The sequence below is a fragment of the Parabacteroides sp. AF39-10AC genome (genome assembly GCF_003635405.1).
Taxonomy (GTDB): Bacteria; Bacteroidota; Bacteroidia; order Bacteroidales; family Tannerellaceae; genus Parabacteroides; species Parabacteroides distasonis.
The window spans coordinates 39698-61164 of the sequence record NZ_QTLP01000017.1; the positions used below are offsets into that span (position 1 = coordinate 39698).

Genomic DNA, 21467 nt, shown 5'->3' on the forward strand with positions numbered 1-21467 from the left:
CGTCGTTAAAACGGAATAGCCCCCTCATTATTGCGTTTATCTTATTATTTCACCTCGCTACCCGGTTTCACCTCTTTCTCCGGGGTGATAACGGCCAGCTTTCCATCGAAATTCTCGGCGGAGAGAATCATACCCTCGGAAACAATACCTTTCAGCTTACGGGGAGCTAAGTTAGCGATGAAGCAAACTTGCTTGCCTACCAATTCCTCGGGTTTATAATGCTGGGCGATGCCCGATACGATCGTGCGTTTCTCCAGACCATCGTCTATACGGAACTGAAGCAGCTTATCCGCTTTCGGAACTTTCGTGCATTCCAGCACCGTACCCACACGGATATCCAGTTTCATGAAATCATCGAACTCAATATTCTCACGGATCGGTTTCGCCTTATAATTCGCTTCCTCATTCGCTTTCTTCGTATCCAATAATTTCTGCACTTGGGCCTCGATCACACTATCCTCTATCTTCTCGAACAACAACTCTGCCTTGCTCAATTGATGACCGGCCTCCAATAGATCCGTAGCACCTAGGCGATTCCATCCCAACGGCTCTACATTCAGCATCTTATTCAGTTTCTCCATGCTAAACGGCAAGAACGGCTCAAAAGCGATCGCCAGATTAGCCGTAATCTGCAAAGCGATATTCATGATCGTAGCGACACGAGGCATATCCGTCTTCGCCAACTTCCAAGGCTCCATATCAGCGAGATACTTATTTCCGATACGGGCTAGGTTCATCGCCTCTTTCTGAGCGTCACGGAAGTGGTAGGTATCCAACAGGCGTTCCACGTTCTCTTTCACATCCGCAAAATCCTTCAAGGTCTGACGATCATAATCCGTCAACTCACCTGCCGCCGGCACCTTACCCTCGAAATACTTATCCGTAAGGACTAATGCACGGTTCACGAAATTCCCTAAGATAGCGACCAACTCGTTATTATTACGAGCCTGAAAATCTTTCCATGTGAAATCATTATCCTTTGTCTCCGGTGCGTTGGCCGTCAAGACATAGCGCAACACGTCTTGCTTGCCCGGCATATCCACCAGATACTCGTTCAACCAAACCGCCCAGTTGCGGGAAGTAGAGATCTTGTCGCCCTCCAAGTTCAAGAACTCGTTGGCGGGGACATTCTCCGGCAAGTTATAAGAACCTTCCGCTTTCAGCATGGAAGGGAACACGATACAATGGAACACGATATTATCTTTACCGATGAAATGGACCATTTTAGTCTCCGGATCCTTCCACCAAGTCTCCCAGCTATCCGGCAGTAACTCCTTCGTATTAGAGATATAACCAATCGGAGCGTCGAACCATACATACAGCACCTTTCCTTCCGCCCCTTCTACGGGAACAGGGATACCCCAATCCAAATCGCGACTCACCGCACGGGGTTGCAGACCCATATCCAGCCAACTCTTACACTGCCCGTAGACGTTCGGCTTCCATTCCTTATGATCCTCCAAGATCCATTTACGCAAGAATGGCTCCCACTTATCCAAAGGCAGATACCAATGCTTCGTCTCACGCATCACCGGCTTGCTGCCACTGATAGCGGATTTCGGATCGATCAAATCCGTCGGGCTAAGGGAAGTACCGCAAGCCTCACACTGATCGCCATACGCTTTCTCGTTTCCGCAATGCGGACAAGTACCCGTAATATAGCGGTCGGCCAAGAATTGCTTCGCCTCCTCATCGTAGTATTGCTCGCTTGTTTTCTCGATGAATTCGCCTTTATCATACAATGTACGGAAAAAATCCGAGGCCATCTGATGATGCGTAGCGGAAGTAGTACGTGAATAGATATCAAACGTGATACCGAACTCCTCGAACGATTTCTTGATAATACCGTGGTAACGATCCACCACATCCTGCGGTGTGATCCCCTCTTTCTTCGCTCTCAACGTAATGGGTACCCCATGCTCGTCCGAACCACCAATCATCAACACTTCCTCTCCCTTCAAACGAAGGTAACGGGCATAAATATCAGCAGGCACATACACCCCGGCCAAGTGTCCGATATGCACCGGTCCGTTCGCATACGGCAACGCCGTAGTAATCAGCGTTCTCTTAAAATGTTTTTCCATACCTTGTGTTCTCTTTTTGAGGAGCAAAGGTACGGAATAATTTGGTTAGATAAAAAAGATTGGAATATCATTCAAGGATATAGTTCGTCAACTCCTGTTTCATTCGCCGAACGGTTGATAAAAGAGGGGATAACTCTACTTTTATTATATTAAATATTTCTTCCTCATCGATACGATGATATTCATGGGCAATAATATCACGTAGCCCCATAATCTGCCCCCAAGGTATGTCAGGATAGTTTATCAAATAACGATGAGAGGTTTTATTATCAATCGTTTTAACACTCTCACCAATAAAAATCAGTTGCATACAAATGCCGCTCAAAAGGAAGGTACCTTCCTGATCTAATAGAAAATCATCAGGCCTTTTAATTTGAGAAGCCTTATTTTGGATCAAAAGTACCGCATCTTCTATCCGGCCTAATAAAGTCTGAATGCGAGAAAGCTCAAACATACAATAGATCTTTTGATATATTACGTAAAAAATCTGTACCAATAAGCTGTTCGCGAAGACGGATGATATCAACTTTACAGCCTAGCAAAGCCTCTAGCTCCTGCTTCATACGACAACGTAAGAGAATATCCGCCTTTCCCTCGTAAGCGATATCGATATCACTGGAATCAGTTTGCTCATTACGAACCACCGATCCAAACAAAGCCATTCGAACTACTCCATAAGCTTTAGCCTTGCTCAAAAAATAACTCCGTAATAATTCTATATATTCCTCTTTCGATCGCATAAGTATATTGGATTTAGGGACAAAGGTACGGAATAATTTGGTTAGACGGAAAAGAATAATTTCCTTTGTGAGCGAGTTTCCTCTTAATGAGGCTAGGAACTTTACCTCTAATAATAATATATATGGAAAGCATATACTTAAATATCACGAATTCTTTACCTATTTGGGTACAAATATTCACTCTTCCCTTTATTTTGGTGTTTTTATTTATCATCCCTGTATTCGGATATTTTGCAACCTTCAATGGTATTAGAAAATGGATGGTCATCATAGCCTGTACCCTAGTTGATATCTCATTATTATCGGCTATTATCATGGCCTTTATTGAGGCTAACAAAATAAATTCTATATGGGAAGAAGACATAAAAAAAGGTATAAAAAAAGAGCTTACCACTAGGGGACATAAAGCGGAAGCTCTCGACATCATGGAAAAGGGTAATTTCTTCGACAAAAAGAAGATTATTATAATAAATATCGAAGATAAGATTTACACGGCGTCTATTACGACTTCCGAGAAAGGGACGTTGATCTCATTTATTTAAACCCGAACCTATACACCAGTGCCAACCGGAAATTAAGCATGAAATGCGTCGCTGAGAATTTCTCCGTAGTCTCGCTCACCTGTGTATCATAATCCCGCTCGTAAGTGGAAGCATCAAAGATAATTCGTGAGCCAAAGCCAAGCCCAGCCTCAAGGAACCATCGCCCCTTCCTCATAAGGAAGATCGGCCTTATTGCCGATCAAGACATAATAGAATAATCAATGAATGTCTCATGTCTTGTCCTTTACGTTAGAGATTAATAATTTCCCATGTCTTACAAACCTTCCCGGCCGCTATATACACCACATACGATCGCATGCGATAAGCGGGGAATTGCCGATTGATATCAGCGGCATATCTTCTCACCTGATCGGCATCCTCGGAACGAACAACCTCCAAGGCCTCTATCATGGCAGCGTCTTTCGCCTTGAAATACTTGAACTCCACCACCCGGCAATCGTTGTGGAAGGCGGTGCCCGGTATGCCCGTCAATACCAGATCCGCACGGCCGCTTGGCAAGTTCTGCTCCACGGCAAAGGTATAGCAATTGCTCAAGTAACGACTCAGCACCTCGTAGAAAGAGCAACGAATAAAGTTCTCGTTGATCTTGTCGAATACTTGCGCCGGGAACTGACCGAGGTACTCCTTGAAATAATTTTCCACCAGCGGCTCCAGCTTCCGATGATCCATGAAAGACTCATAAGCTGGCACAAACCGGCGAGCATCGTCACTTATGCGGTTCAACTCGTTGTAATAATTCATGTAAATACTATGCGCTGTCAAATTAGGCAACACCATCTTGAATTGGTTTTTCAACGTTGTCATGCCCAAGTAATATAAACTGACGGGATAAAACTCCGGATCGAAGAACTTCTGCTTGTTGAACTTACTCCTCAGATCCGGTTGAGAGTAGATCAACTCCCCATCGATCACCAAGGCATCCAGCATCTCCTTCGCGTTCTTCAAGGTGATGGTAAGGCGGCGGATCCAATTCACGTCCGTACGAAGGTTCTCGTCCACCATCTCATCGGGGACACCTCCGGACAGCTCGGCAAAGTTCTTGAAGAAATAAGTCAATATAGTGGAATTAAATAACGGACGCGCGTTGGGCAGGAAGCGATAGCCATCATAGTTGTTTACGATAAGCGTCCACAGCTCGTCGAAACGATCCTCGCCGTTGCCATATTTACGAATCACATAGCGCAGATACTCGGCAGCCTCCTCATGATTGAAACCCAGCATCTCCGTGAAATCAGGCTTCAAGGTAAGAATCTCGGCGATATTATAGCCGCTCGTCAAGTCATCCATCGTAACAGGCAACACACCCAAACAAAAGCAAGTACGGATACTACCCTCGCCGATACCCGCCTTGATCGCCTTGAAGAAGGTACGCAAGAAGCTCTCGCCAGTGGTGACAGACTCGTAAAGCGGGTCCTTATAGGCCGTGAGCAATTGGTTGGTGAAATTATCGTACTCATCGATAAGGATATATACCTTGGGCAAATCGTGCGCCCGGGCATAAGCCAATGCCTCCTCCAGCATCTGCGTGGCGTTGCCCTTGGTAGAGAACCGGAAGTCGCCGAAGAGATCCCGGTTATGCTCCACCATAATCTCCACGGGAGAACAGTTCAATATATTAAAGTTACGCTCCAACCCCTCTATCGTCTCATCCAGCACCATCTTCGAGAAGTCGTAGCGGATAATCATGTATTGGTTATGCTCCGGCGTAGGATTGCTCCCGATCCACGTTCCCCCAAAAAGTTCCTCAAAGCGATGAGACTTACTCCGATCGTAGTAATGGGCGAGCATAGAGACCAACAAGCTCTTACCAAAACGCCGCGGACGCAAGAATACCGGAGCCTTATAACGCTCCAAGTAAGGGATAAACTGAGTTTTATCCACATAATAAAAGCCACGTTCGCGCATCTCCGCAAAATCAGCCACGGCATAGGGAATGGTTATCTGAGGTATCATAAGATCTTCCTTTCTTTTTGATGTACACAGACAAAGATAGTATATTCCTGTGAAACGTGCGAAATAAAAGATACAGACATGTCACGTATGGAATCAAATCTATAACAAATAGAATTCATAAGGATTGATAATCTCCGTGGAAGTCTTTTCATCAACCAGCGTACCATCCACTATAATTCCAATCGTAAGTTTTGACTTGGTTTCGTCATCCAACTTCACCGTTAGATGATAGCTGCGCGAAGGCTCCAAGGTCAGGGTGTTTGAATAGGTATGAGGTTCCTTCTCGCCGGGCAAAGTGAGATTGACGGTATATTGCAAGGCCCTTCCCGCCGTGCCGACATTGAAATAGGCGGTCTTGTAGCTATAGTTATTCTTGTCGAAGGTGAAGCTACGGCTCGACGCATCGGCAGCATGCAAAGCTATTGCGTAGTCCGAAAGGTTTTTCTTGATAAAGTCACTGAACACGACATTCACCGAAGAGTTTGCCAAGGCACATTTCAGTGTCACTTCCGTTGCCTCCACAGGTTTGACAGTAAACGAAACATTCCCCGCCAAACGAGCCTGCCCCCAACCACTATTGGTACGTTCAGCCTCGCCCTCCGTGCAACTCTCTGCCGTAAGGAGATAGCCGGAGCCAGCGCTACAAGTGATTGGAGTACCGGCGATATCGCCATATTTACGGGAGGAGAAAACCACCGTCTCGCCACGGGAAAGGCTCACGTTGAAATCCTTTACATCAAAGCCAGACAAGGCACGGGTAACAATCTCGACTTTCGAGGTATCGACTACGGATAGCCAAATCTCGCCCTGCTCTTCAGTGAGTACCGTTTCCTCCTCGCTCGTGCAAGAGACGAATGACAAGAAACACAGTACAGATAATAGATATAGGATTTGCTTATTCATAATTCTATGCTAAGTTTATAGTTCATAAGAGAATGTCAAGTTATCGATTGTCAACATTGCACCACGAGATGCTGATTCATATCGTCCATTATAATTCGTAGTCTTAATAGAAGAAGTCTCTTCTGACTGATTGTAAGAAGCGTGGTTTGAAGAGGTAATCATAATCCTCAACTGTGTTGCTTTTAAAGAATAATCTGAATATACAATTGGCACTTCAAACTCCGTATAGTCGGAAACTGAGGTTAAAGCTTTACTAGCCGTTCCTATTACAGTATTTTCATTCAACAAAGAGATTGTCACTATTCCGGTCTCACTACTATCATTCCCGTCTTGTACATATTTATAAAATCCCTTAAGTATTAATGGACGTGATTCAAAACCTACACCTTCATTATAGCTCTCAATTCCATTAACATAAGAATAAGAACCAAGGAAAAGTTTTCCCGCAGATCGATTAGCTATAGTAGGCACATTTCGATTATAGTAACCTGAACTTCCAGTAGTCTTACTATCATCTGAAGGAGAAGTTCCATTTGCATCCCATGCAACATTACGGATAACCATGGCATTAGCTTTATTTTGCGCAGACAAATTTTGATATACATCTGGAGTCTCAGAGCCTCCTCCACCCCAAATACCATAACTCGGGACTATTCCTGTCCAAGACAATGTAGTATTATAGGTAGAAGGAATAACAAACCATGAATTTATGTTCGAGCTATTCGCATTGCAAGTTTTCACATTTACACTTGCCCAATTGCTAGGTTCATTAATTGTAAAATTACAAGTATTCTGGTAATACGATCCAAGTGCCGTAGCCCTCCATTTTCCACCCTGATTCATTCCTAAAATATTCACAGTCTCCTTCAACTCCTCAAAATCCCCATTCGGAACAGGAGCTGCGTTCTCAGTGGTTATCGTCTTGGTATCACTGCTATATACCGCACCAAAACGAGAACGAAGCGTATATCGTGTGGAAGGTTCAAGACCTTTTATCACCAACTGGCCATCTACAGTAGATTCAGAGGGGATCCAGGTTAGTCCATCAGCGGAAGCCTCGTAAACGATATTGGCAAGTACCTTATCTGCCATCTCTTTATGGGTAGTCATGTTATCCGCAGTCATAGGGGTTATATAAATAAATTTACTCCAGGCATCGTTTTCCTTCTGATCTGGAATAGTGAAAGCTGGAAGATCTGGATTACAAACAACTATATACCGGGTCTTCGCTACGAGATTCTTATATTGCCAAGTATGAAATACATCTCCTCCTATTTGATTGGAACCGATAAGTTTCAATTCGTAAGTCGCATTCCCTGCTGGTAGAAAGAAATCCTTATCATTCTCTAGCAGAACGGCTTCTCCCCCCGCCACACCGAGAGTCAACTCATAGCTTTTAAACTGAGCGACCAGCTCATCCGACATACGGGGATGGAAAACAGCTTGTAGAAGAGAAGCTTTTATCTCAGCTCCCGTATCCGTGTTTGGAGCGATGGTAACCGAAGTCTCTCCATAAAAAGCGGGTGTATAAGACAATGCTGTTGGGTCACCATAACTGGCTTTCAGCAAGTAACTTCCCACAGGAAGAGTACAGTGAGTAACTCCGGGCTGCAAGGTCTTTACCGTCAAGCCATCCGATTTACTTACTACCTCAATCGTAAAATCCGTGATCCCAGGAAGATCTCCTTCTGCCAGCGAAGCCTTCGTCTGTACGTCGCCGACAGCAGATTCCACCTCGATCCCCGTGAGGAGCAAGCACCCCTCACCCTTGCCACCATTACGGTTGAGGACCTCATCGGCGCAACCCGCCACCATCCAGCAAAGGGTGGCCAAGGTCATTATCTGTCGTATCATCTTTCTCATATCCTATATCAATGCTTTTTATTCATAAACCAATTCCATCTCGTCTATCCAAAGGGTACTGCCTTCCCCCCCGATGAAGTAATCACCGTACTTGCTAGCCGCCGCCACGATGACGATATATTTGGGCGTACGATTCGTCGCACGATATTCCAAGGGTATCTCAACCTGCTTATAGCTCGTGGTAGACTGTCCGCTGATGAACTCGCCATAGGCGATGATATTACGGTCGTTCTTGTCGAAGACCTGCCGGACAGAGGGCTTGGTACGGATCTCGTAAGGTTCCGGCTTATCCGAGAGGGCGATATATATCTGGCAAGAGTCCGGACGGCCCCGAAGGTTTTCCAGACTGCCCACATCCTGCCCGATACGATTGATCGTGGTAGAGGTATATTTATATTGGAACTTGAGGGAGGTAGGGAATGAGGTGAACGGACGGCCCAATTGCAGCACGCCATTCGTGCCGTCCAACGCGAAATCGCCCGTGAAGATATTCCCGGCTCCCAACTTGATCACGGCATCCTTGGATTCCAGCAAGGCCGCTTTTCCAGATACACTCTCGGTCGTAGGCGTCGTCAGATTACCGATGAAAGCCGCCGCACCCGGGTTGCCGGTTCCCCAGAAGGAGGTTCCACCCGAAGGCCACGGATTCCATTGCTTGCCGTCTTGCGACCAATCCTCGAAACCGCCATTTGTCAAAGCGATCTCACCGGCAGTGGTAAACGAGCCGCTACCCGTTTGCGCATTGTCTACGCTGATGCGATAATCATAGGCTGTACCGCCCCGCAGCCCGCCGATCGTAGCGCTGAAAGAGGCACCCGAGGTCTTCACGTCTGCCGCCGTGCTCCACGCAGAAGCCGTCTGTTCCTTATATTCCACCACCGGGGTCTTGCCGCTTTGCACAGAGCCGGTAAGCGTGGCTTTCGTCACCATGGGGAAGACGCTCGACGAGGTAGAGGCACCGCCCTCGCTTTGCTCTATCACCACTTTCCATTCCTGCCATACCTCCTCGCCGGCACGAGCCGCATAAAAAGTCTGCGGATAGGTAAAGTCGCGCACGGTAGTAGGATCGGGCGTGACACGTCCATAGGCCCCACCAAGGTTAAGCGTACGAATTTTGATGTTGGAAAGATCCTGATCCGCACTCACGTAGATCACGGCGACACGGCTGACAGGATCTACCAAATGATCCACCATGCCGTCTACGTCTACCGTACGATCCACGATCTGGCGTACGGTAAGTGTCCATGGATTATCTTGGTAGGTACGGACGTTCAGCTCAAGCGGCGTGGAGAGGTCGAGCCGCGTATTGGCCGACAACGAGAGGCTATCAAGCGAGGCAAAATCATGAAAAGGGAATTTCTCCTTATCGTCGCATCGTGCGGAGTCCAGCTCGATCGTCGCGTCGCGCGGATCGAGGATGAGGCGCGTCAGTCTCAGCCGTGACACATCCACGGAGTCGTTCACATAGAGTGTCACGGTGCGAGCCGAGCGATCTATATCCACGCCGGAGGCTACCGTCCCGTCTTCCGAGGCACGCAGGCCCTCAGTCACGATCTCACTGATCGTTCCCTCCACCAGTGGGTAAGGAATATCGTTATCAATAGCGCACGAGGCCAGTCCCAACAAAGTTACCAGACCGGCCGCACGTAAATTCTCTTTAAACATCAATCGTTGAATCTTCATTAAATTATATTTTCTCCATTAAAGATAGAAGGTCATGCCTATGTTGATCGAGAAGAGGTTGATCTTGAAATTGCCGGAGGAGACACGCTGATGCCCCTCCTCTATCTGGTTCGTCTTTTGGTCGATCCACTTGAAATCGAAACCCATCACGCCAACCGATACCTCTACGGCCGACCAGTCGGTGATAAAAGCCGTCATCCCGGGAGCGATACCGATCTGCAGGTTCTGCGCCGTTTGGTAGGAGCCGTCGTAGGTGGCACCCGTACCGGTGGAATTCTTGCCCGTACCGTATCCATAGGTGAGGCGCGCCTCGTTGAACAGGCCGAATATCTTGCTGCGTCCGATAGGCATATAGGTGCGCAAGAAACCGGATACCTCGTACTTATGCTCCAGATAATAGAGGTTGTCGAGGCTGATGTTGAAATCCTCGCCGAGATTCAACTCGAAGTTCTTCAAGTCGAGGTAGTCGCGGTGATAGGCGAAACGCATGCCCGCGGAGATGTTGTTGCGGAAGAAGTAACCCACGTAGGGACTGACACCGAAGTTGTAGCCTTTTCCCTCCACGTTCTTCAAGACGAGGAAGTTCAGATTCCCCTCATCGTGCTCGGAGTAGGAAACAGTTCCTCCCGCCATCCACGTACCTTTCGGGATGAAGACGGTCTCTTGCACTTCTCGGTCGATACGATTCATGGCTCTCTTGCCACGTTGGGCCCAAGTCTCCCCTACGCAAAGGGCGCAGAGGAGGGCCAGACAGATTAGTTTATTTATTCTCATTTTTCCTATTCTAGTCATATTTCATCGGGAGATTCGGAATCCCCTCCCCCACCGGGCTCCGGCGTGCCGGGTTCGGCGGGTCCAGAGGGCGTGCCCTTGGAACGTTGCTTGTAGGCGGTTCGTACCTGGGCGAAAAGATGAGTCGCGTCACGAACAAATACGCGCGCCTCTTCCGAGGGTTGCAACAGGCTGGAGGCATTGGCCAGTGCGCACATATCGTCCAGCAGGTCTTGCGCCTCGGAGGACAGCTCCTTGGAGGTCACATTCTCTGTGCGTACCGATCTCGATTTGTCGCGTAGGGCGGCCAGCTCGGCATAGCGATCGTTGAGCCGTCGTAGCTCGGCGATGTAAGGTGCCAGTTGCAGAGTGACTACCGAGTCGGCGAACTCGGGCTTCGCTAGGTCGATAAGCAGGCCATTGATCACCTCCGTCTCCTGCGCTGTGGGCAGGTTGGCGAAGTCGCGGTAACCGCGCAAGGCGGGTTCCATCCGTTGGGCGGCGGTACGCTCGGCGGCAAGGGGCAGCTTGGCGTAATCGAGCACGCGGCGGACTATGTAGTTACCCGCCGTATCCCGATCGGCCTCCACTTGCTGCATTTCCGGGGTCTCCTCCGAGGAGGAGGCTTGCATCGTCAGTTCGGTCAGCTCATCGATAATGCCGTTCATACGCGTCACCTGTCCGGCGGAAATGTTTAGCACGGGCACTCCGCTATCGGCTAGCAACGAGATCTCGTCCGGCGATTCGGAATCGGAGCCGCTCGGCATCAGTTTCATGTAGCGTTTCAACAGACTTAGCTTCTCGGCCTTGTTCAAGTTACCTAACGACATCGGAGGAATCAATGTGAATGTACCCATAATTCGATTTTTTTTGAAGGTTATTATTCGTTTGTACCCGTTCGAAGGGTCGAAAAGCCCATTCCGGTTTCCAAAAATGGATTTTGAGGAGTCGAGAGCCGTTTTCCCGCTTCAGGAGGTGGATCTCGAGACCTCGAAATGTATTTTCTTGTCCCGGGAAAGCATCTCGAGCCCCCGAAAGGCATTTACCGGTCTTAGGAAATGGATTTCGAGGGGTCGAAACGGGTTTCGCGAATATAGGGAATTATTCCCAGATAGTAGGCGTTCCGTCATAAATGAGGGAAAGATCGTCTACATACAAGGTACTGCCGACGCCTCCGGTCATATAATCGCCATATTTACTGGATGAGCAAACCACGATGATATGGGTGGGCTGATCCGTCAGGTTCTTATATTTCAACGGGATGTTGAACTCCACGTAGCCATCGCCCTCCGTAGCCGCCCCGGAAGGGAGCTCGCCGTAGGCGATGATGTTGGGATCTGTCGCATATTGGATATATTGATCTTCGTTCTTATTATTAAACGTAAAAGTCTTCTTGGCCAAGGCTATAAAAATAGCGCATTGGTCCATAGTCTCTCCTTGCACGATCGTAACCCCCGCAGGCGTTCGATCCACTTTATTGATCACAGCGGGCGTATATTTATAATATCCGTGCAACCCTGTCGGGCGAGTTGTGAAGGCCTTGCCGAACTCCATATTCGCACTCATTCCACTAAGCCCCATAAAGCTTCCGGTATATAAACTTGCCGCAGCAAATACACTAAGTTTTTCAGTGGATTTCAATTCTGCGGCATAGGTGCCACCATGAATTGGAGTGGTTACACCCGTTGTCGGATTCACGGCACCACCGATCGCACCCATTCCCTGCGAAGTGCCCGGGTTACTTGTATTCCAGAAAGAGGTAGTATTACCGGCTTTCTCTGCCGTCTCGGGATACCAAGTATCTCCGGATTTATTCCAGATCTCAAAGCTACCATTATATAAAGCGATCTCCGTCTCCGTGGTAAATTCTCCCTTAGCGATACTGATCTCTCCGTCTGTCAACTGATATTCGTAAACCATGGCGGAAGTCAATCCCGTTAAGGTCGCCGTAGCGGAAGAGGCCGCCGTATTGACCGTGGTCGCCACATCCATCCAAGTATCCGTATTCTTTGGACGATACTGGAACTTCAAGGATGAAAGCTCGCCGGAATCAAGCGTGATGTCAGTAGCCGTCAGATAAGCGAGCTGGCTCCACGGGTTCGCAGACAAGGTAGCGCCGCTCTTCGCATTCGGATCGATCGTGAAGTCGTATGTGTATTGGTTCATCGTAGGATCTACCGTTACGGTTACATTTCCCGTGCCGGTAGCCTGATTCTTAAAGTTCAATATATAATGATCTTTCGCGCTGACCTCCGAGATTTTTTGCTCCTTGGAGTTCGTCTTTCCGGCAGCTGAAACAACCGTATAAGCAACCGTCAGGTCGGAAACCGGGAAATAGGCCACACTCGTACCTTTCGGGGCGAAATCCACCAGAGTGCCCGAAGCGCTCTTTACCTGCACTTTGATGGTACCATTGCCCAACTTATCCAAGAAAGCCTGCTCGAAAGCCACCGTCACCTTCACGTTCGCCAAGGAGCAAACCAAATTGGCTGTCGCAGTCTTACCTTTCTCGATCGTCACCGTGGTCTTGCCCGTGTAATAGGCGCGATCCACCCCGGCGTTGCCGTCCCATCCGTAAGAAACGGCCTCGATGGTATATTCACCTTGCTTCAACGAGAGTTCTTTACCTACTAAGTCCGCCGTATGGTCATTCGTCTCAAACTTCGTCACACCTGCCGAGTTCTTGATCACCACACGCATTTGCTTCGAGTTGTAATCAGCCTTCGTGTTCACCTCCGTACTTTGCTCCAATGCTACACGCAGGTAACCTACACTCTCCCTCGTCCCCAACTCATCGCCTTGACAGGCGAAAAAGGACACGGAAACCATACATATTAATAAGATATTATAGATCTGTTTCATGATTCATGCTCCATTTTACTCAGTAACAACAACAATCAAGTCCTCACTCTTAGACTGGGACGGATCACATTGATCGAATACCGTCATGGTAAACGTATGTGTTCCGATAAAATTCGCCAACATACCAAATAACTCATCAGAGAGAGAGAATGAGTATGCCGTCTCTCCTACTACTGGTAGAGTAAACAAAGTCCCTAAATCTTTATTATCTATCAAAGTCGCTCCACCATCCACTGTTAGTCCTAATTCCGTCAGCATTCCACGAAACACCGCATCAGTTGTTTCTATCTGAACCCGAACATCCTTGATCTTGCCCGGTACATTCATATCTACTTTAATTGCAGGATATGTCTTATCGCCCACTGTATAAACATTATTCTTACCCAAACAATCTCCGGTAATTGTTGGAGCGGCAGGTTTCTCACTCGGATCCACCGGACCCTCCGGCTCATCATCGTCATCGTCCACCACCGGCACGCCTACGGAATCCTCTATTCCATTCCACGTCACCTCAGCAGAGATCTCGATACCCTGCAAACCATTCGGATTTTCCGGATCATAAGTGCCCGGCTTCATCGTGATGGCCAACGCGTCGCCACCCTGCCAGTCGGAGCTCTCGGCCGAGGCGGGCTTCGTGATCACACGGCTCTCGCGTATATCCTTATTATCCTTATTCTTTCCCACGAAAGAGACTGTTATCTCCTTTACGCCCTCATCTAGCATCCAATAGAAAGCGGAGGGTTGCGCGAAAGCCTCCGTTCCAGAGTAGGTAAGCACCTTGCTCCGCGTACCGGCCTTCACCGTGATCGACCAGCTAGTAAAGGAAGTCTGCATTTCCGTGGAATAAACAAGCTGTATCTTCGTATTTTCCATCTTACAAGTAACGGTGACATCGGTAGCCTCACCTTTCTTCACGGCGAAAGAGGTGCTTCCACCATAGTAAGGATCTGTCTCTGTCGGACCGCCCGGCTTATGGGCATACATCGTGTAGCTGTCTACCGGAAGTTCCACGGAGGCATTCGTAGGATCGTAAGTAAGGGTTTTGTAAACGCCCGTGCTGTTACTGATCTCCACGATATATCCCGTGGCGCTCACCGATGGGATAGACTCTGGAGTTCCGGGGTTAGCATCGGCCTTGGTCTGCACGTCGTTGTTCTTCGCGTCTACAGCTACCCCAAGATTCAGCAAGCCCATCTCGGAGGAACCATCCTCTTTCCCGAGGATCTCGTTCTTCATCTCGCAGGAAGCCAGCCCCATTACTAGAAGGCAACCTGCCATTATCGTATATTTTATATTCATCATTAAATTCGTTCTACTGGTTTTACATCCTAATAACTATTAGAGCCAATCGGAAGGGATCTCGATATCGATAGGCTTATCGTTCGTGGAATCATCGAAAGTAATCGTGATGCCTACCTTGCCGGTGGTATCCTCTACTTTCGGATTGACAGTGATTGTCCACATGCTGCCCCACTTCATCTCGCGGGTCAAGGTATTGACCTCGGCCTTCGTTCCATCTGCCTTCTTGGTAAACTGGAAAGTCGCCGTCACGTTCTCCCCGGCCTCGGCCAGCTTCACGTAAAGAGGATCCGTATCTCCCTTCGGCCAGATGATCGGACCGTTCTCACCTGCCGCTTGGGTAGAGAAATGAACGGCGTAATCAGAGAAATAAGTAGCCATCGTATCGCCAAATTTCACGACCAGCTTTCCGCAGGCCGGCTTACAAGCCACATTTACAGCCGCTACCTTATCGCTATTCACGTCGAATCGGCTAGAGCCATACATATAGATACCGTTACGGGTGGAGGCATTCACGTTAAACTCTTCCCCATCAGAAGCTACTACCGTGTAAGAGCCGTTGCTCAACTCGATCAAACCTGTGGGCCTTTCCGAGTATTTCCACTCACAGCCCGATACCACATGGCCTTGCGCATCCAAGATTTTCACCTTGTAATCCGCAAGGGGACGATCCGTCAGGTATGTACTCTCATCGACAGCTTTTGTCTTCGTATCAAAGACCGTCTCGGCGGCAAGGTCTAGTATTACCGCACCTTTTCCGCCCATAGCCTGCGAGCCTCCCTCCTCGGAGGAGCAAGCGCTCAACATTAGGCCTCCCGCCAAGGCACAGACCATTTTTACTAATAAAGTCCTCAATTTTCTCATGCAAAAATTTATTGATTTCTGTTTTTTTAATTTACCTAATAAAAAGTGTACAAAAGAACGACTTTGTTAGGAATCTCACAAGGTCAATTTTTATTATTACCTATTCTTTTTTTTAGATTCCATTTTATACAACAACAAGAACAGAGCGTCTTACGATTATCTTCTGTCCTGTTTTTATTCTTCATTATTCTATTTATTAGATTGAGTCCAAATAAAAATATCCTCAAAAAAACGTATATTTGCCATCAAAATTACGTAAGAATATGGAAAATGACATCCCTAAAATAGACCTGCCACAAGATTGGGTAATAGGAAAACTCTCGGAGAAAGACATTGGATTGCTGAATTTATACGCTAATTATCCTTGTCGACTAAAGGCGGGAATATTCGTGTTATGCCTAAGGGGAGAAGTGGAAGCATCTATAAATCTGACGCAATTTAAAGTAGAGGCCGGGAGTTTTATTACGATTCTGCCGGGTACGATTTTCCAGATTCATAGAATGGATAGAGATCTGCAAATTTATTTCATGGGATTCTCGTCTGATTTCATCAATCAAGCGAATATCAATAAATCGGTCATGGATATGCACTATGCCATAAAAGATAGTCCTGTTTTCAAACTAAAAGAAGAAGCCCAATCATTATTGAGAGATTATTTCGAATTGTTGATCAAGACATATCAGTTTTGTGTCTCGCAATTAAACAGGAGTCTCATCAACCACCTGTTTTCCGGAATATTAATGGGAGTCAGCATCATGTATAAAGATAAGACAACAGACACGTCCAATCTCTCTAAAGCCGAAATTATCAGCAAGAACTTCACTCAATTAGTCATGCAAAACTATACCATGCAACGATCCGTTGCATGGTATGCCAAGCGGCTTGGCATCACACAAGCGCATCTAAGCAGCATTATCAAACAAACTACCGGAAAAACTTGCATAGAGATCATAACCTCCATGGTAATCATGGACGCTAAAGCTCAACTGAAATCAACGAACCTTTCCATCCACGACATAGCCTATACGCTAAATTTCACGAATATGTCTTTTTTTGGAAAGTATTTCAAGCGGTATGTGGGCATGAGCCCACAGGAGTATAGAAATAGTTAGTCGATACTCACATTCCCCAATTCTCCCTATCCAAACTCCTATACTGTATAGCCTCCGCCAAATGCCGGACTTCGATATGTTCCGAATTATCCAAGTCCGCTATCGTGCGGGAGACTTTCAGGATACGGTCATAGGCACGGGCGGAGAGGCAGAGACGTTGCATGGCGGTTTTGAGGATGGAGAGGCCGGAAGCGTCGGGAACGGCGTACTGATGGAGTAGCTTGGAGTTCATCTGGGCGTTGCAATAAATACCCTCATAAGCGGCAAAACGCCTTTCCTGGATCGCACGGGCTTTTATGACCCGCTCACGGATAGCGATACTAGGCTCTGAGGGCTGTTGCTCGGAAATCTTCTCGAAAGGGACAGGGACAATCTCTATCTGGATATCGATACGGTCCAATAAAGGGCCGGAAATGCGGTTCATATATTTCTGGACGGCTCCGGGAGAACAGAGGCAAGGACGGTCCGGATGGTTGTAGTAGCCGCAGGGACAAGGATTCATGGAGGCCACAAGCATAAAGCCGGCCGGATATTCCACCGTGAAACGGGCACGGGAGATATTGATCACTCGATCTTCCAATGGCTGCCGCATGACTTCCAAGACACTCCTGTTAAATTCCGGCAACTCATCCAAAAAAAGGACACCATTATGAGCCAAGCTGATCTCTCCCGGCTGCGGGAAAGTGCCACCTCCTACCATAGCGACATTAGAGATCGTATGATGGGGAGAGCGAAAAGGACGTTGTACCATCAAGGAGGTGCCACCTCCTATCTTACCGGCTACGGAATGGATTTTAGTTGTTTCCAAGGACTCATGCAAGGTAAAAGGGGGCAAGATCGTGGGGAGACGCTTCGCCAACATGGACTTGCCACTTCCGGGAGGGCCTACCATGATCAGATTATGCCCGCCGGCGGCGGCTACCTCCATCGCACGCTTCACGTTCTCTTGTCCCCGGACATCGGAGAAATCGCAATCAAACAATTGCTGGCGGTCGTAAAACTCCTTACGGGTATCAATAACCGTAGGTCGCAATGTAGGTTTCCCCTCCATAAACTCCAGCACCTCTTTGATATTCGAAGCTCCATACACTTCCAGATCGTTCACCACCGCAGCCTCACAAGCGTTTTGCTTGGGTAAGATAAAGCCCTTAAAGCCTTCTTCCCTAGCCTTGATAGCGATAGGCAATGCCCCTTTTATCGATTGGAGGCTCCCATCCATAGAAAGTTCGCCCATCAATACGAATTTGGATAAGTTGGATGAATCTATCTGCTCTGCCGCCGCCAGAATACCGATCGCCAAAGGCAGATCATAAGAGGACCCTTCCTTACGGATATCTGCGGGGGCCATATTAATAACGATACGATTGCGGGGGAATTTATAACCACATACTTGAAGAGCCGAGATAATGCGTTCATGGCTCTCACGAACGGCCACGTCCGGAAGACCGACTAAAAAGAATTGGATACCTTTGGAACAGTTCACTTCTACGGTAACGACCGTAGCGGAAATCCCCTGCACGGCAGCGGCATAAGATTTTACTAACATAGTTAAGAATTTTGAGTTACTAATTACAAATTAAAACCGGAACCTCCTGTTTTCAATCGCTCAGTCTTCGAACAAGTTCTCCAGTGTTTGCTTGATCTCGATTCCATTCTCTGTTTTCATCAAGATCTTATGATCCTCATCTATCAAGAAACAGCGTGGCAATACGCTTACGTTATACATATCTATCAACATAGCCGCTTGTCCGGCCGAATCTGTTACCAGATTCCACGCTATACTATCCTTCTTCAGTACATCCCGGACATTATCCGGATTATCGTCCAAGCTAACCAAAAGAATATCCAACTGATCTTTCGGATATTTCATCGCTACCTTATCCAGATATAGATCCTCTGTCTGGCACATATCACACCAAGGAGCGGTAAACGTCAGCAATAAATATTTCTGCGGGAAAGAGTCCAAACTTACCGTATTCCCATAAATATTCCTTACGGAGAAATCTGGGGCTTCCGCACCCAAAGCCGTACGTTTCGCACGGGCGCTATATTGCTCCAGCTCCTTCACCAGATAAAAGTCTTTCAACCTTGGATTCAATAACGCCAACAACTCATCAATTTTACGAGTATCATCGGGATCTGAGAAAAAAGATTGAATCAAGACAACGGATGCCTCTTCATTCGGGTTCTCTTTCACGTACCGGATCGCTTCCTCGCTCAATTGCATATTAACATTCGCCAAACGAGCGGCGATATCCGTCTCCTCGATCGTATCGTTCAAATCCTTGCTATTTAAAGAATTTGATAAATTTGTCAATTCCGTCAATAAAGGAGCGATTTTTTTCTTAAAAGCGGTCAACTTATCATTTGTCCGTCCCCCCTTTACCTGCAATAGCAATGGAGAGTTAGCGTCGCCCGTGATTTTCACGGTTTCTCCCGGTTCCAGATAAGCCGTAACCCAATGCTCTTTATCCGCAAAGAAGATAGTCACACAATGGAAACCCGCTTCATGTTGATCGATCTGGAACTGCCCGGGTTTCGTACAAGCCACTGTATCAACCACTTTATAATTATCCTTCTCAAATACAGCATATACGGTTTGATCTTCCAGATTAGAAAGTTCCCCTTCAATCCGATAGACATAATCCTTGCCACAAGATGACAAACAAATTATAAAGCCAATAATAAGTGCCAGTTTTTTTATCATTACTCCTTTTTAAGCTCTTCTTATAACAGATAATCCGGTCTAAAGGTAGGAATATTTTTTAAAACTACTTCACATTTATAATAAAATTAACGCAGTTATCATAAAAAAAGCGCAGAATTAGTAATTCCACGCTTTTTTATAAAGATATTTTTAAACCTTGACCTTTTTTGATCAAGTTTTTTTAAGCAATTATAACTGAGGACCAGCAGCAACCAATGCCTTACCAGCTTCGTTGCCCGTGAACTTAGCGAAGTTCTTCTGGAAGCGAGCAGCCAAATCCTTCGCTTTCTCATCCCATTGAGCAGGATCAGCATAGGTATCGCGAGGATCTAAGATCTTCGGATCTACGCCCGGTAATGCAGTCGGAACCTCGAAGTCGAAATACGGGATCTTCTTTGTCAGAGCCTCGTTGATAGAACCATCAAGGATAGCGTCGATGATACCTCTTGTATCTTTGATAGAGATACGTTTGCCGCTACCGTTCCAACCTGTGTTCACCAAGTAAGCCTTAGCGCCAGTCATTTCCATCTTCTTAACCAACTCTTCGCCGTATTTTGTCGGGTGCAATGACAAGAAAGCAGCACCGAAACAAGCGGAGAATGTAGGAGTCGGTTCCGTGATACCACGCTCTGTACCTGCTAATTTAGCGGTAAATCCAGACAAGAAGTAGTATTGAGTTTGCTCCGGAGTCAAGATAGATACTGGAGGCAATACACCGAATGCGTCAGCAGACAAGAAGATAACTTGTTTTGCGTGCGGGCCTTTAGAAACCGGCTTAACGATGTTCTCGATGTGATAGATCGGATAAGAAACACGAGTGTTCTCTGTAACTGACTTATCAGCGAAATCGATCTTACCATCAGCGGCAACTGTTACGTTCTCAAGAAGAGCGTCACGTTTGATAGCGTTGTAGATATCCGGCTCGCTCTCTTTATCCAAGTTGATAACCTTAGCGTAGCAACCACCCTCGTAGTTGAATACACCTTCGTTATCCCATCCGTGCTCATCGTCACCGATCAACAAACGTTTCGGGTCCGTAGACAAAGTAGTCTTACCAGTACCAGACAAACCGAAGAAGATAGCTGAGCTCTTGCCCTCTTTATCCGTGTTAGCGGAGCAGTGCATAGAAGCGATACCACGCAACGGGTTCAAGTAGTTCATGATAGAGAAGATACCCTTCTTCATCTCACCACCGTACCAAGTATTCAAGATAACTTGCTCTTTAGTCTTCAAGTTGAAAACAGTAGCAGTCTCAGAGTTCAAGCCTAATTCTTTGTAGTTGTCAACTTTAGCCTTAGCTGCGTTGAAAGAAACGAAATCAGGTTCGCCGTAGTTAGCCAATTCCTCAGCTGTCGGACGGATGAACATATTAGTTACGAAGTGAGCTTGCCAAGCAACCTCCATAATGAAACGTACTTTCAAACGAGTAGCCTCGTTAGCGCCACAGAATGTATCGACAACGAACAAACGTTTGCCAGACAATTCTTTTACGGCTTTAGCCTTCAAGTCTGCCCAAGCAGCCTCAGAACAAGGCTTGTTATCATTCTTATATTCATCAGAAGTCCACCATACAGAATCTTCGCTGGCTTCATTCTTTACGAAAAATTTATCTTTAGGAGAACGACCTGTATAAATACCAGTCATCACGTTTACAGCACCTAGCTCAGTTACTTGGCCTTTCTCGAAGCCTTCCAAACTCGGTTTAGTTTCTTCTGCGAACAGAACATCATAAGACGGATTGTGAACGATTTCTTTCACATCAACAATTCCGTACTTGCTTAAATCTAAATTAGCCATCTTGAATTTAATTTAAATGATTGACTTTATATAACTTTTCTCTCTACTCTAGTTCGATACGGTGAGGCTTTCCGGCCTTTTGGAGCTTGCTGCGACTCCACCTTGTTAACCGCGGTACAAAAGTAATATTTTTTTTTATCGTACACAGCTTATTAAGGAAATTTTTCAGTAATAATTACTCTTTTCCATGCAATTAACAAAACCCTTAGTCTATTTGTAATATGGAGTTTACAAATCATATACTTTTAGCTAGCATCTCAACTATT

The 21467-nt window shown here is 46.8% G+C and carries 18 protein-coding genes; 2 read left to right on the top strand and 16 right to left on the bottom strand.

What is annotated here, in order from left to right; all coding sequences use genetic code 11:
• Nucleotides 1-44 precede the first annotated feature (44 nt).
• From metG to DW033_RS15565, 3 genes are all read right to left on the bottom strand, one after another.
• Entirely contained in the window at nucleotides 45-2084 is a 2040-nt protein-coding gene (gene metG, locus DW033_RS15555; RefSeq protein WP_122382906.1) for a methionine--tRNA ligase, read from the bottom strand.
• A gap of 67 nt (nucleotides 2085-2151) precedes the next feature.
• Entirely contained in the window at nucleotides 2152-2538 is a 387-nt protein-coding gene (locus DW033_RS15560; protein WP_121962185.1) for a DUF86 domain-containing protein, read from the bottom strand.
• Nucleotides 2531-2824: a nucleotidyltransferase family protein gene (locus DW033_RS15565; protein WP_121962186.1), complete on the bottom strand. Its 294-nt coding sequence runs from the start codon at nucleotides 2822-2824 to the stop codon at nucleotides 2531-2533. Before DW033_RS15565 ends, DW033_RS15560 begins: the two co-directional genes overlap by 8 nt.
• Nucleotides 2825-2946: 122 nt before the next feature.
• Here DW033_RS15565 and DW033_RS15570 point away from each other — a divergent pair, with 122 nt between their 5' ends.
• Entirely contained in the window at nucleotides 2947-3366 is a 420-nt protein-coding gene (locus DW033_RS15570) for a hypothetical protein (RefSeq protein WP_147331050.1), read from the top strand.
• On the opposite strand, the gene DW033_RS15575 is transcribed toward DW033_RS15570, so the two are convergent.
• From DW033_RS15575 to DW033_RS15620, 10 genes are all read right to left on the bottom strand, one after another.
• Nucleotides 3359-3541: a hypothetical protein gene (locus DW033_RS15575; RefSeq protein ID WP_121962188.1), complete on the bottom strand. Its 183-nt coding sequence runs from the start codon at nucleotides 3539-3541 to the stop codon at nucleotides 3359-3361. The two genes, DW033_RS15570 and DW033_RS15575, sit on opposite strands and share 8 nt — an antisense overlap.
• Before the next feature lie 74 nt (nucleotides 3542-3615).
• Complete coding sequence (locus tag DW033_RS15580; RefSeq protein ID WP_122382907.1) at nucleotides 3616-5340, bottom strand: ATP-binding protein; 1725 nt, start codon at nucleotides 5338-5340, stop codon at nucleotides 3616-3618.
• 99 nt (nucleotides 5341-5439) lie between these two features.
• Nucleotides 5440-6243 (bottom strand): DUF4493 domain-containing protein, encoded by an 804-nt coding sequence (locus DW033_RS15585; RefSeq protein ID WP_121962190.1) that lies wholly within the window; start codon nucleotides 6241-6243, stop codon nucleotides 5440-5442.
• 15 nt (nucleotides 6244-6258) lie between these two features.
• Nucleotides 6259-8106, bottom strand: a complete 1848-nt coding sequence (locus DW033_RS15590; protein WP_122382908.1) for a DUF4493 domain-containing protein — start codon at nucleotides 8104-8106, stop codon at nucleotides 6259-6261.
• A gap of 18 nt (nucleotides 8107-8124) precedes the next feature.
• Nucleotides 8125-9789 (bottom strand): PCMD domain-containing protein, encoded by a 1665-nt coding sequence (locus DW033_RS15595; RefSeq protein WP_005864077.1) that lies wholly within the window; start codon nucleotides 9787-9789, stop codon nucleotides 8125-8127.
• Between the two features lie 18 nt (nucleotides 9790-9807).
• A complete protein-coding gene (locus DW033_RS15600; protein WP_005864076.1) occupies nucleotides 9808-10563 on the bottom strand; it encodes a hypothetical protein in 756 nt (251 codons plus the stop codon).
• 14 nt (nucleotides 10564-10577) lie between these two features.
• Nucleotides 10578-11417, bottom strand: coding sequence for a DUF6261 family protein (locus tag DW033_RS15605; protein ID WP_005864074.1), 840 nt, complete (start codon nucleotides 11415-11417; stop codon nucleotides 10578-10580).
• A 244-nt stretch (nucleotides 11418-11661) separates the two neighbouring features.
• Nucleotides 11662-13422 (bottom strand): PCMD domain-containing protein, encoded by a 1761-nt coding sequence (locus DW033_RS15610; protein ID WP_048928488.1) that lies wholly within the window; start codon nucleotides 13420-13422, stop codon nucleotides 11662-11664.
• Between the two features lie 15 nt (nucleotides 13423-13437).
• Entirely contained in the window at nucleotides 13438-14700 is a 1263-nt protein-coding gene (locus tag DW033_RS15615) for a DUF4493 domain-containing protein (RefSeq protein WP_227154328.1), read from the bottom strand.
• A gap of 60 nt (nucleotides 14701-14760) precedes the next feature.
• On the bottom strand, nucleotides 14761-15585 hold the full coding sequence (locus tag DW033_RS15620; RefSeq protein ID WP_005864068.1) for a DUF4493 domain-containing protein: 825 nt from the start codon (nucleotides 15583-15585) through the stop codon (nucleotides 14761-14763).
• Between the two features lie 263 nt (nucleotides 15586-15848).
• Here DW033_RS15620 and DW033_RS15630 point away from each other — a divergent pair, with 263 nt between their 5' ends.
• Entirely contained in the window at nucleotides 15849-16697 is an 849-nt protein-coding gene (locus DW033_RS15630) for an AraC family transcriptional regulator (protein WP_005864065.1), read from the top strand.
• Between the two features lie 7 nt (nucleotides 16698-16704).
• Here DW033_RS15630 and DW033_RS15635 read toward each other — a convergent pair whose 3' ends face one another.
• The 3 genes from DW033_RS15635 to pckA form a co-directional block, all read right to left on the bottom strand.
• Nucleotides 16705-18243: a YifB family Mg chelatase-like AAA ATPase gene (locus DW033_RS15635; protein ID WP_122377498.1), complete on the bottom strand. Its 1539-nt coding sequence runs from the start codon at nucleotides 18241-18243 to the stop codon at nucleotides 16705-16707.
• A 60-nt stretch (nucleotides 18244-18303) separates the two neighbouring features.
• Nucleotides 18304-19404: a TlpA disulfide reductase family protein gene (locus DW033_RS15640; RefSeq protein WP_122382911.1), complete on the bottom strand. Its 1101-nt coding sequence runs from the start codon at nucleotides 19402-19404 to the stop codon at nucleotides 18304-18306.
• A gap of 189 nt (nucleotides 19405-19593) precedes the next feature.
• Nucleotides 19594-21201 carry a phosphoenolpyruvate carboxykinase (ATP) gene (gene pckA / locus DW033_RS15645; RefSeq protein WP_122382912.1) on the bottom strand — a complete coding sequence of 536 codons (1608 nt, stop codon included), beginning with the start codon at nucleotides 21199-21201 and terminating at the stop codon, nucleotides 19594-19596.
• Nucleotides 21202-21467 lie beyond the last annotated feature (266 nt).

What these genes read in the sequence shown, in the direction of transcription:
- DW033_RS15585 (WP_121962190.1), bottom strand. Translation starts at nt 6,243, where the DNA reads ATGAATAAGCAAATCCTATATCTATTATCTGTACTGTGTTTCTTGTCA.
- DW033_RS15595 (WP_005864077.1), bottom strand. Translation starts at nt 9,789, where the DNA reads ATGAAGATTCAACGATTGATGTTTAAAGAGAATTTACGTGCGGCCGGT.
- DW033_RS15590 (WP_122382908.1), bottom strand. Translation starts at nt 8,106, where the DNA reads ATGAGAAAGATGATACGACAGATAATGACCTTGGCCACCCTTTGCTGG.
- DW033_RS15580 (WP_122382907.1), bottom strand. Translation starts at nt 5,340, where the DNA reads ATGATACCTCAGATAACCATTCCCTATGCCGTGGCTGATTTTGCGGAG.
- DW033_RS15640 (WP_122382911.1), bottom strand. Translation starts at nt 19,404, where the DNA reads ATGATAAAAAAACTGGCACTTATTATTGGCTTTATAATTTGTTTGTCA.
- DW033_RS15600 (WP_005864076.1), bottom strand. Translation starts at nt 10,563, where the DNA reads ATGAGAATAAATAAACTAATCTGTCTGGCCCTCCTCTGCGCCCTTTGC.
- metG (WP_122382906.1), bottom strand. Translation starts at nt 2,084, where the DNA reads ATGGAAAAACATTTTAAGAGAACGCTGATTACTACGGCGTTGCCGTAT.
- DW033_RS15570 (WP_147331050.1), top strand. Translation starts at nt 2,947, where the DNA reads ATGGAAAGCATATACTTAAATATCACGAATTCTTTACCTATTTGGGTA.
- pckA (WP_122382912.1), bottom strand. Translation starts at nt 21,201, where the DNA reads ATGGCTAATTTAGATTTAAGCAAGTACGGAATTGTTGATGTGAAAGAA.
- DW033_RS15605 (WP_005864074.1), bottom strand. Translation starts at nt 11,417, where the DNA reads ATGGGTACATTCACATTGATTCCTCCGATGTCGTTAGGTAACTTGAAC.
- DW033_RS15620 (WP_005864068.1), bottom strand. Translation starts at nt 15,585, where the DNA reads ATGAGAAAATTGAGGACTTTATTAGTAAAAATGGTCTGTGCCTTGGCG.
- DW033_RS15575 (WP_121962188.1), bottom strand. Translation starts at nt 3,541, where the DNA reads ATGAGGAAGGGGCGATGGTTCCTTGAGGCTGGGCTTGGCTTTGGCTCA.
- DW033_RS15560 (WP_121962185.1), bottom strand. Translation starts at nt 2,538, where the DNA reads ATGTTTGAGCTTTCTCGCATTCAGACTTTATTAGGCCGGATAGAAGAT.
- DW033_RS15610 (WP_048928488.1), bottom strand. Translation starts at nt 13,422, where the DNA reads ATGAAACAGATCTATAATATCTTATTAATATGTATGGTTTCCGTGTCC.
- DW033_RS15615 (WP_227154328.1), bottom strand. Translation starts at nt 14,700, where the DNA reads ATGGCAGGTTGCCTTCTAGTAATGGGGCTGGCTTCCTGCGAGATGAAG.
- DW033_RS15635 (WP_122377498.1), bottom strand. Translation starts at nt 18,243, where the DNA reads ATGTTAGTAAAATCTTATGCCGCTGCCGTGCAGGGGATTTCCGCTACG.
- DW033_RS15630 (WP_005864065.1), top strand. Translation starts at nt 15,849, where the DNA reads ATGGAAAATGACATCCCTAAAATAGACCTGCCACAAGATTGGGTAATA.
- DW033_RS15565 (WP_121962186.1), bottom strand. Translation starts at nt 2,824, where the DNA reads ATGCGATCGAAAGAGGAATATATAGAATTATTACGGAGTTATTTTTTG.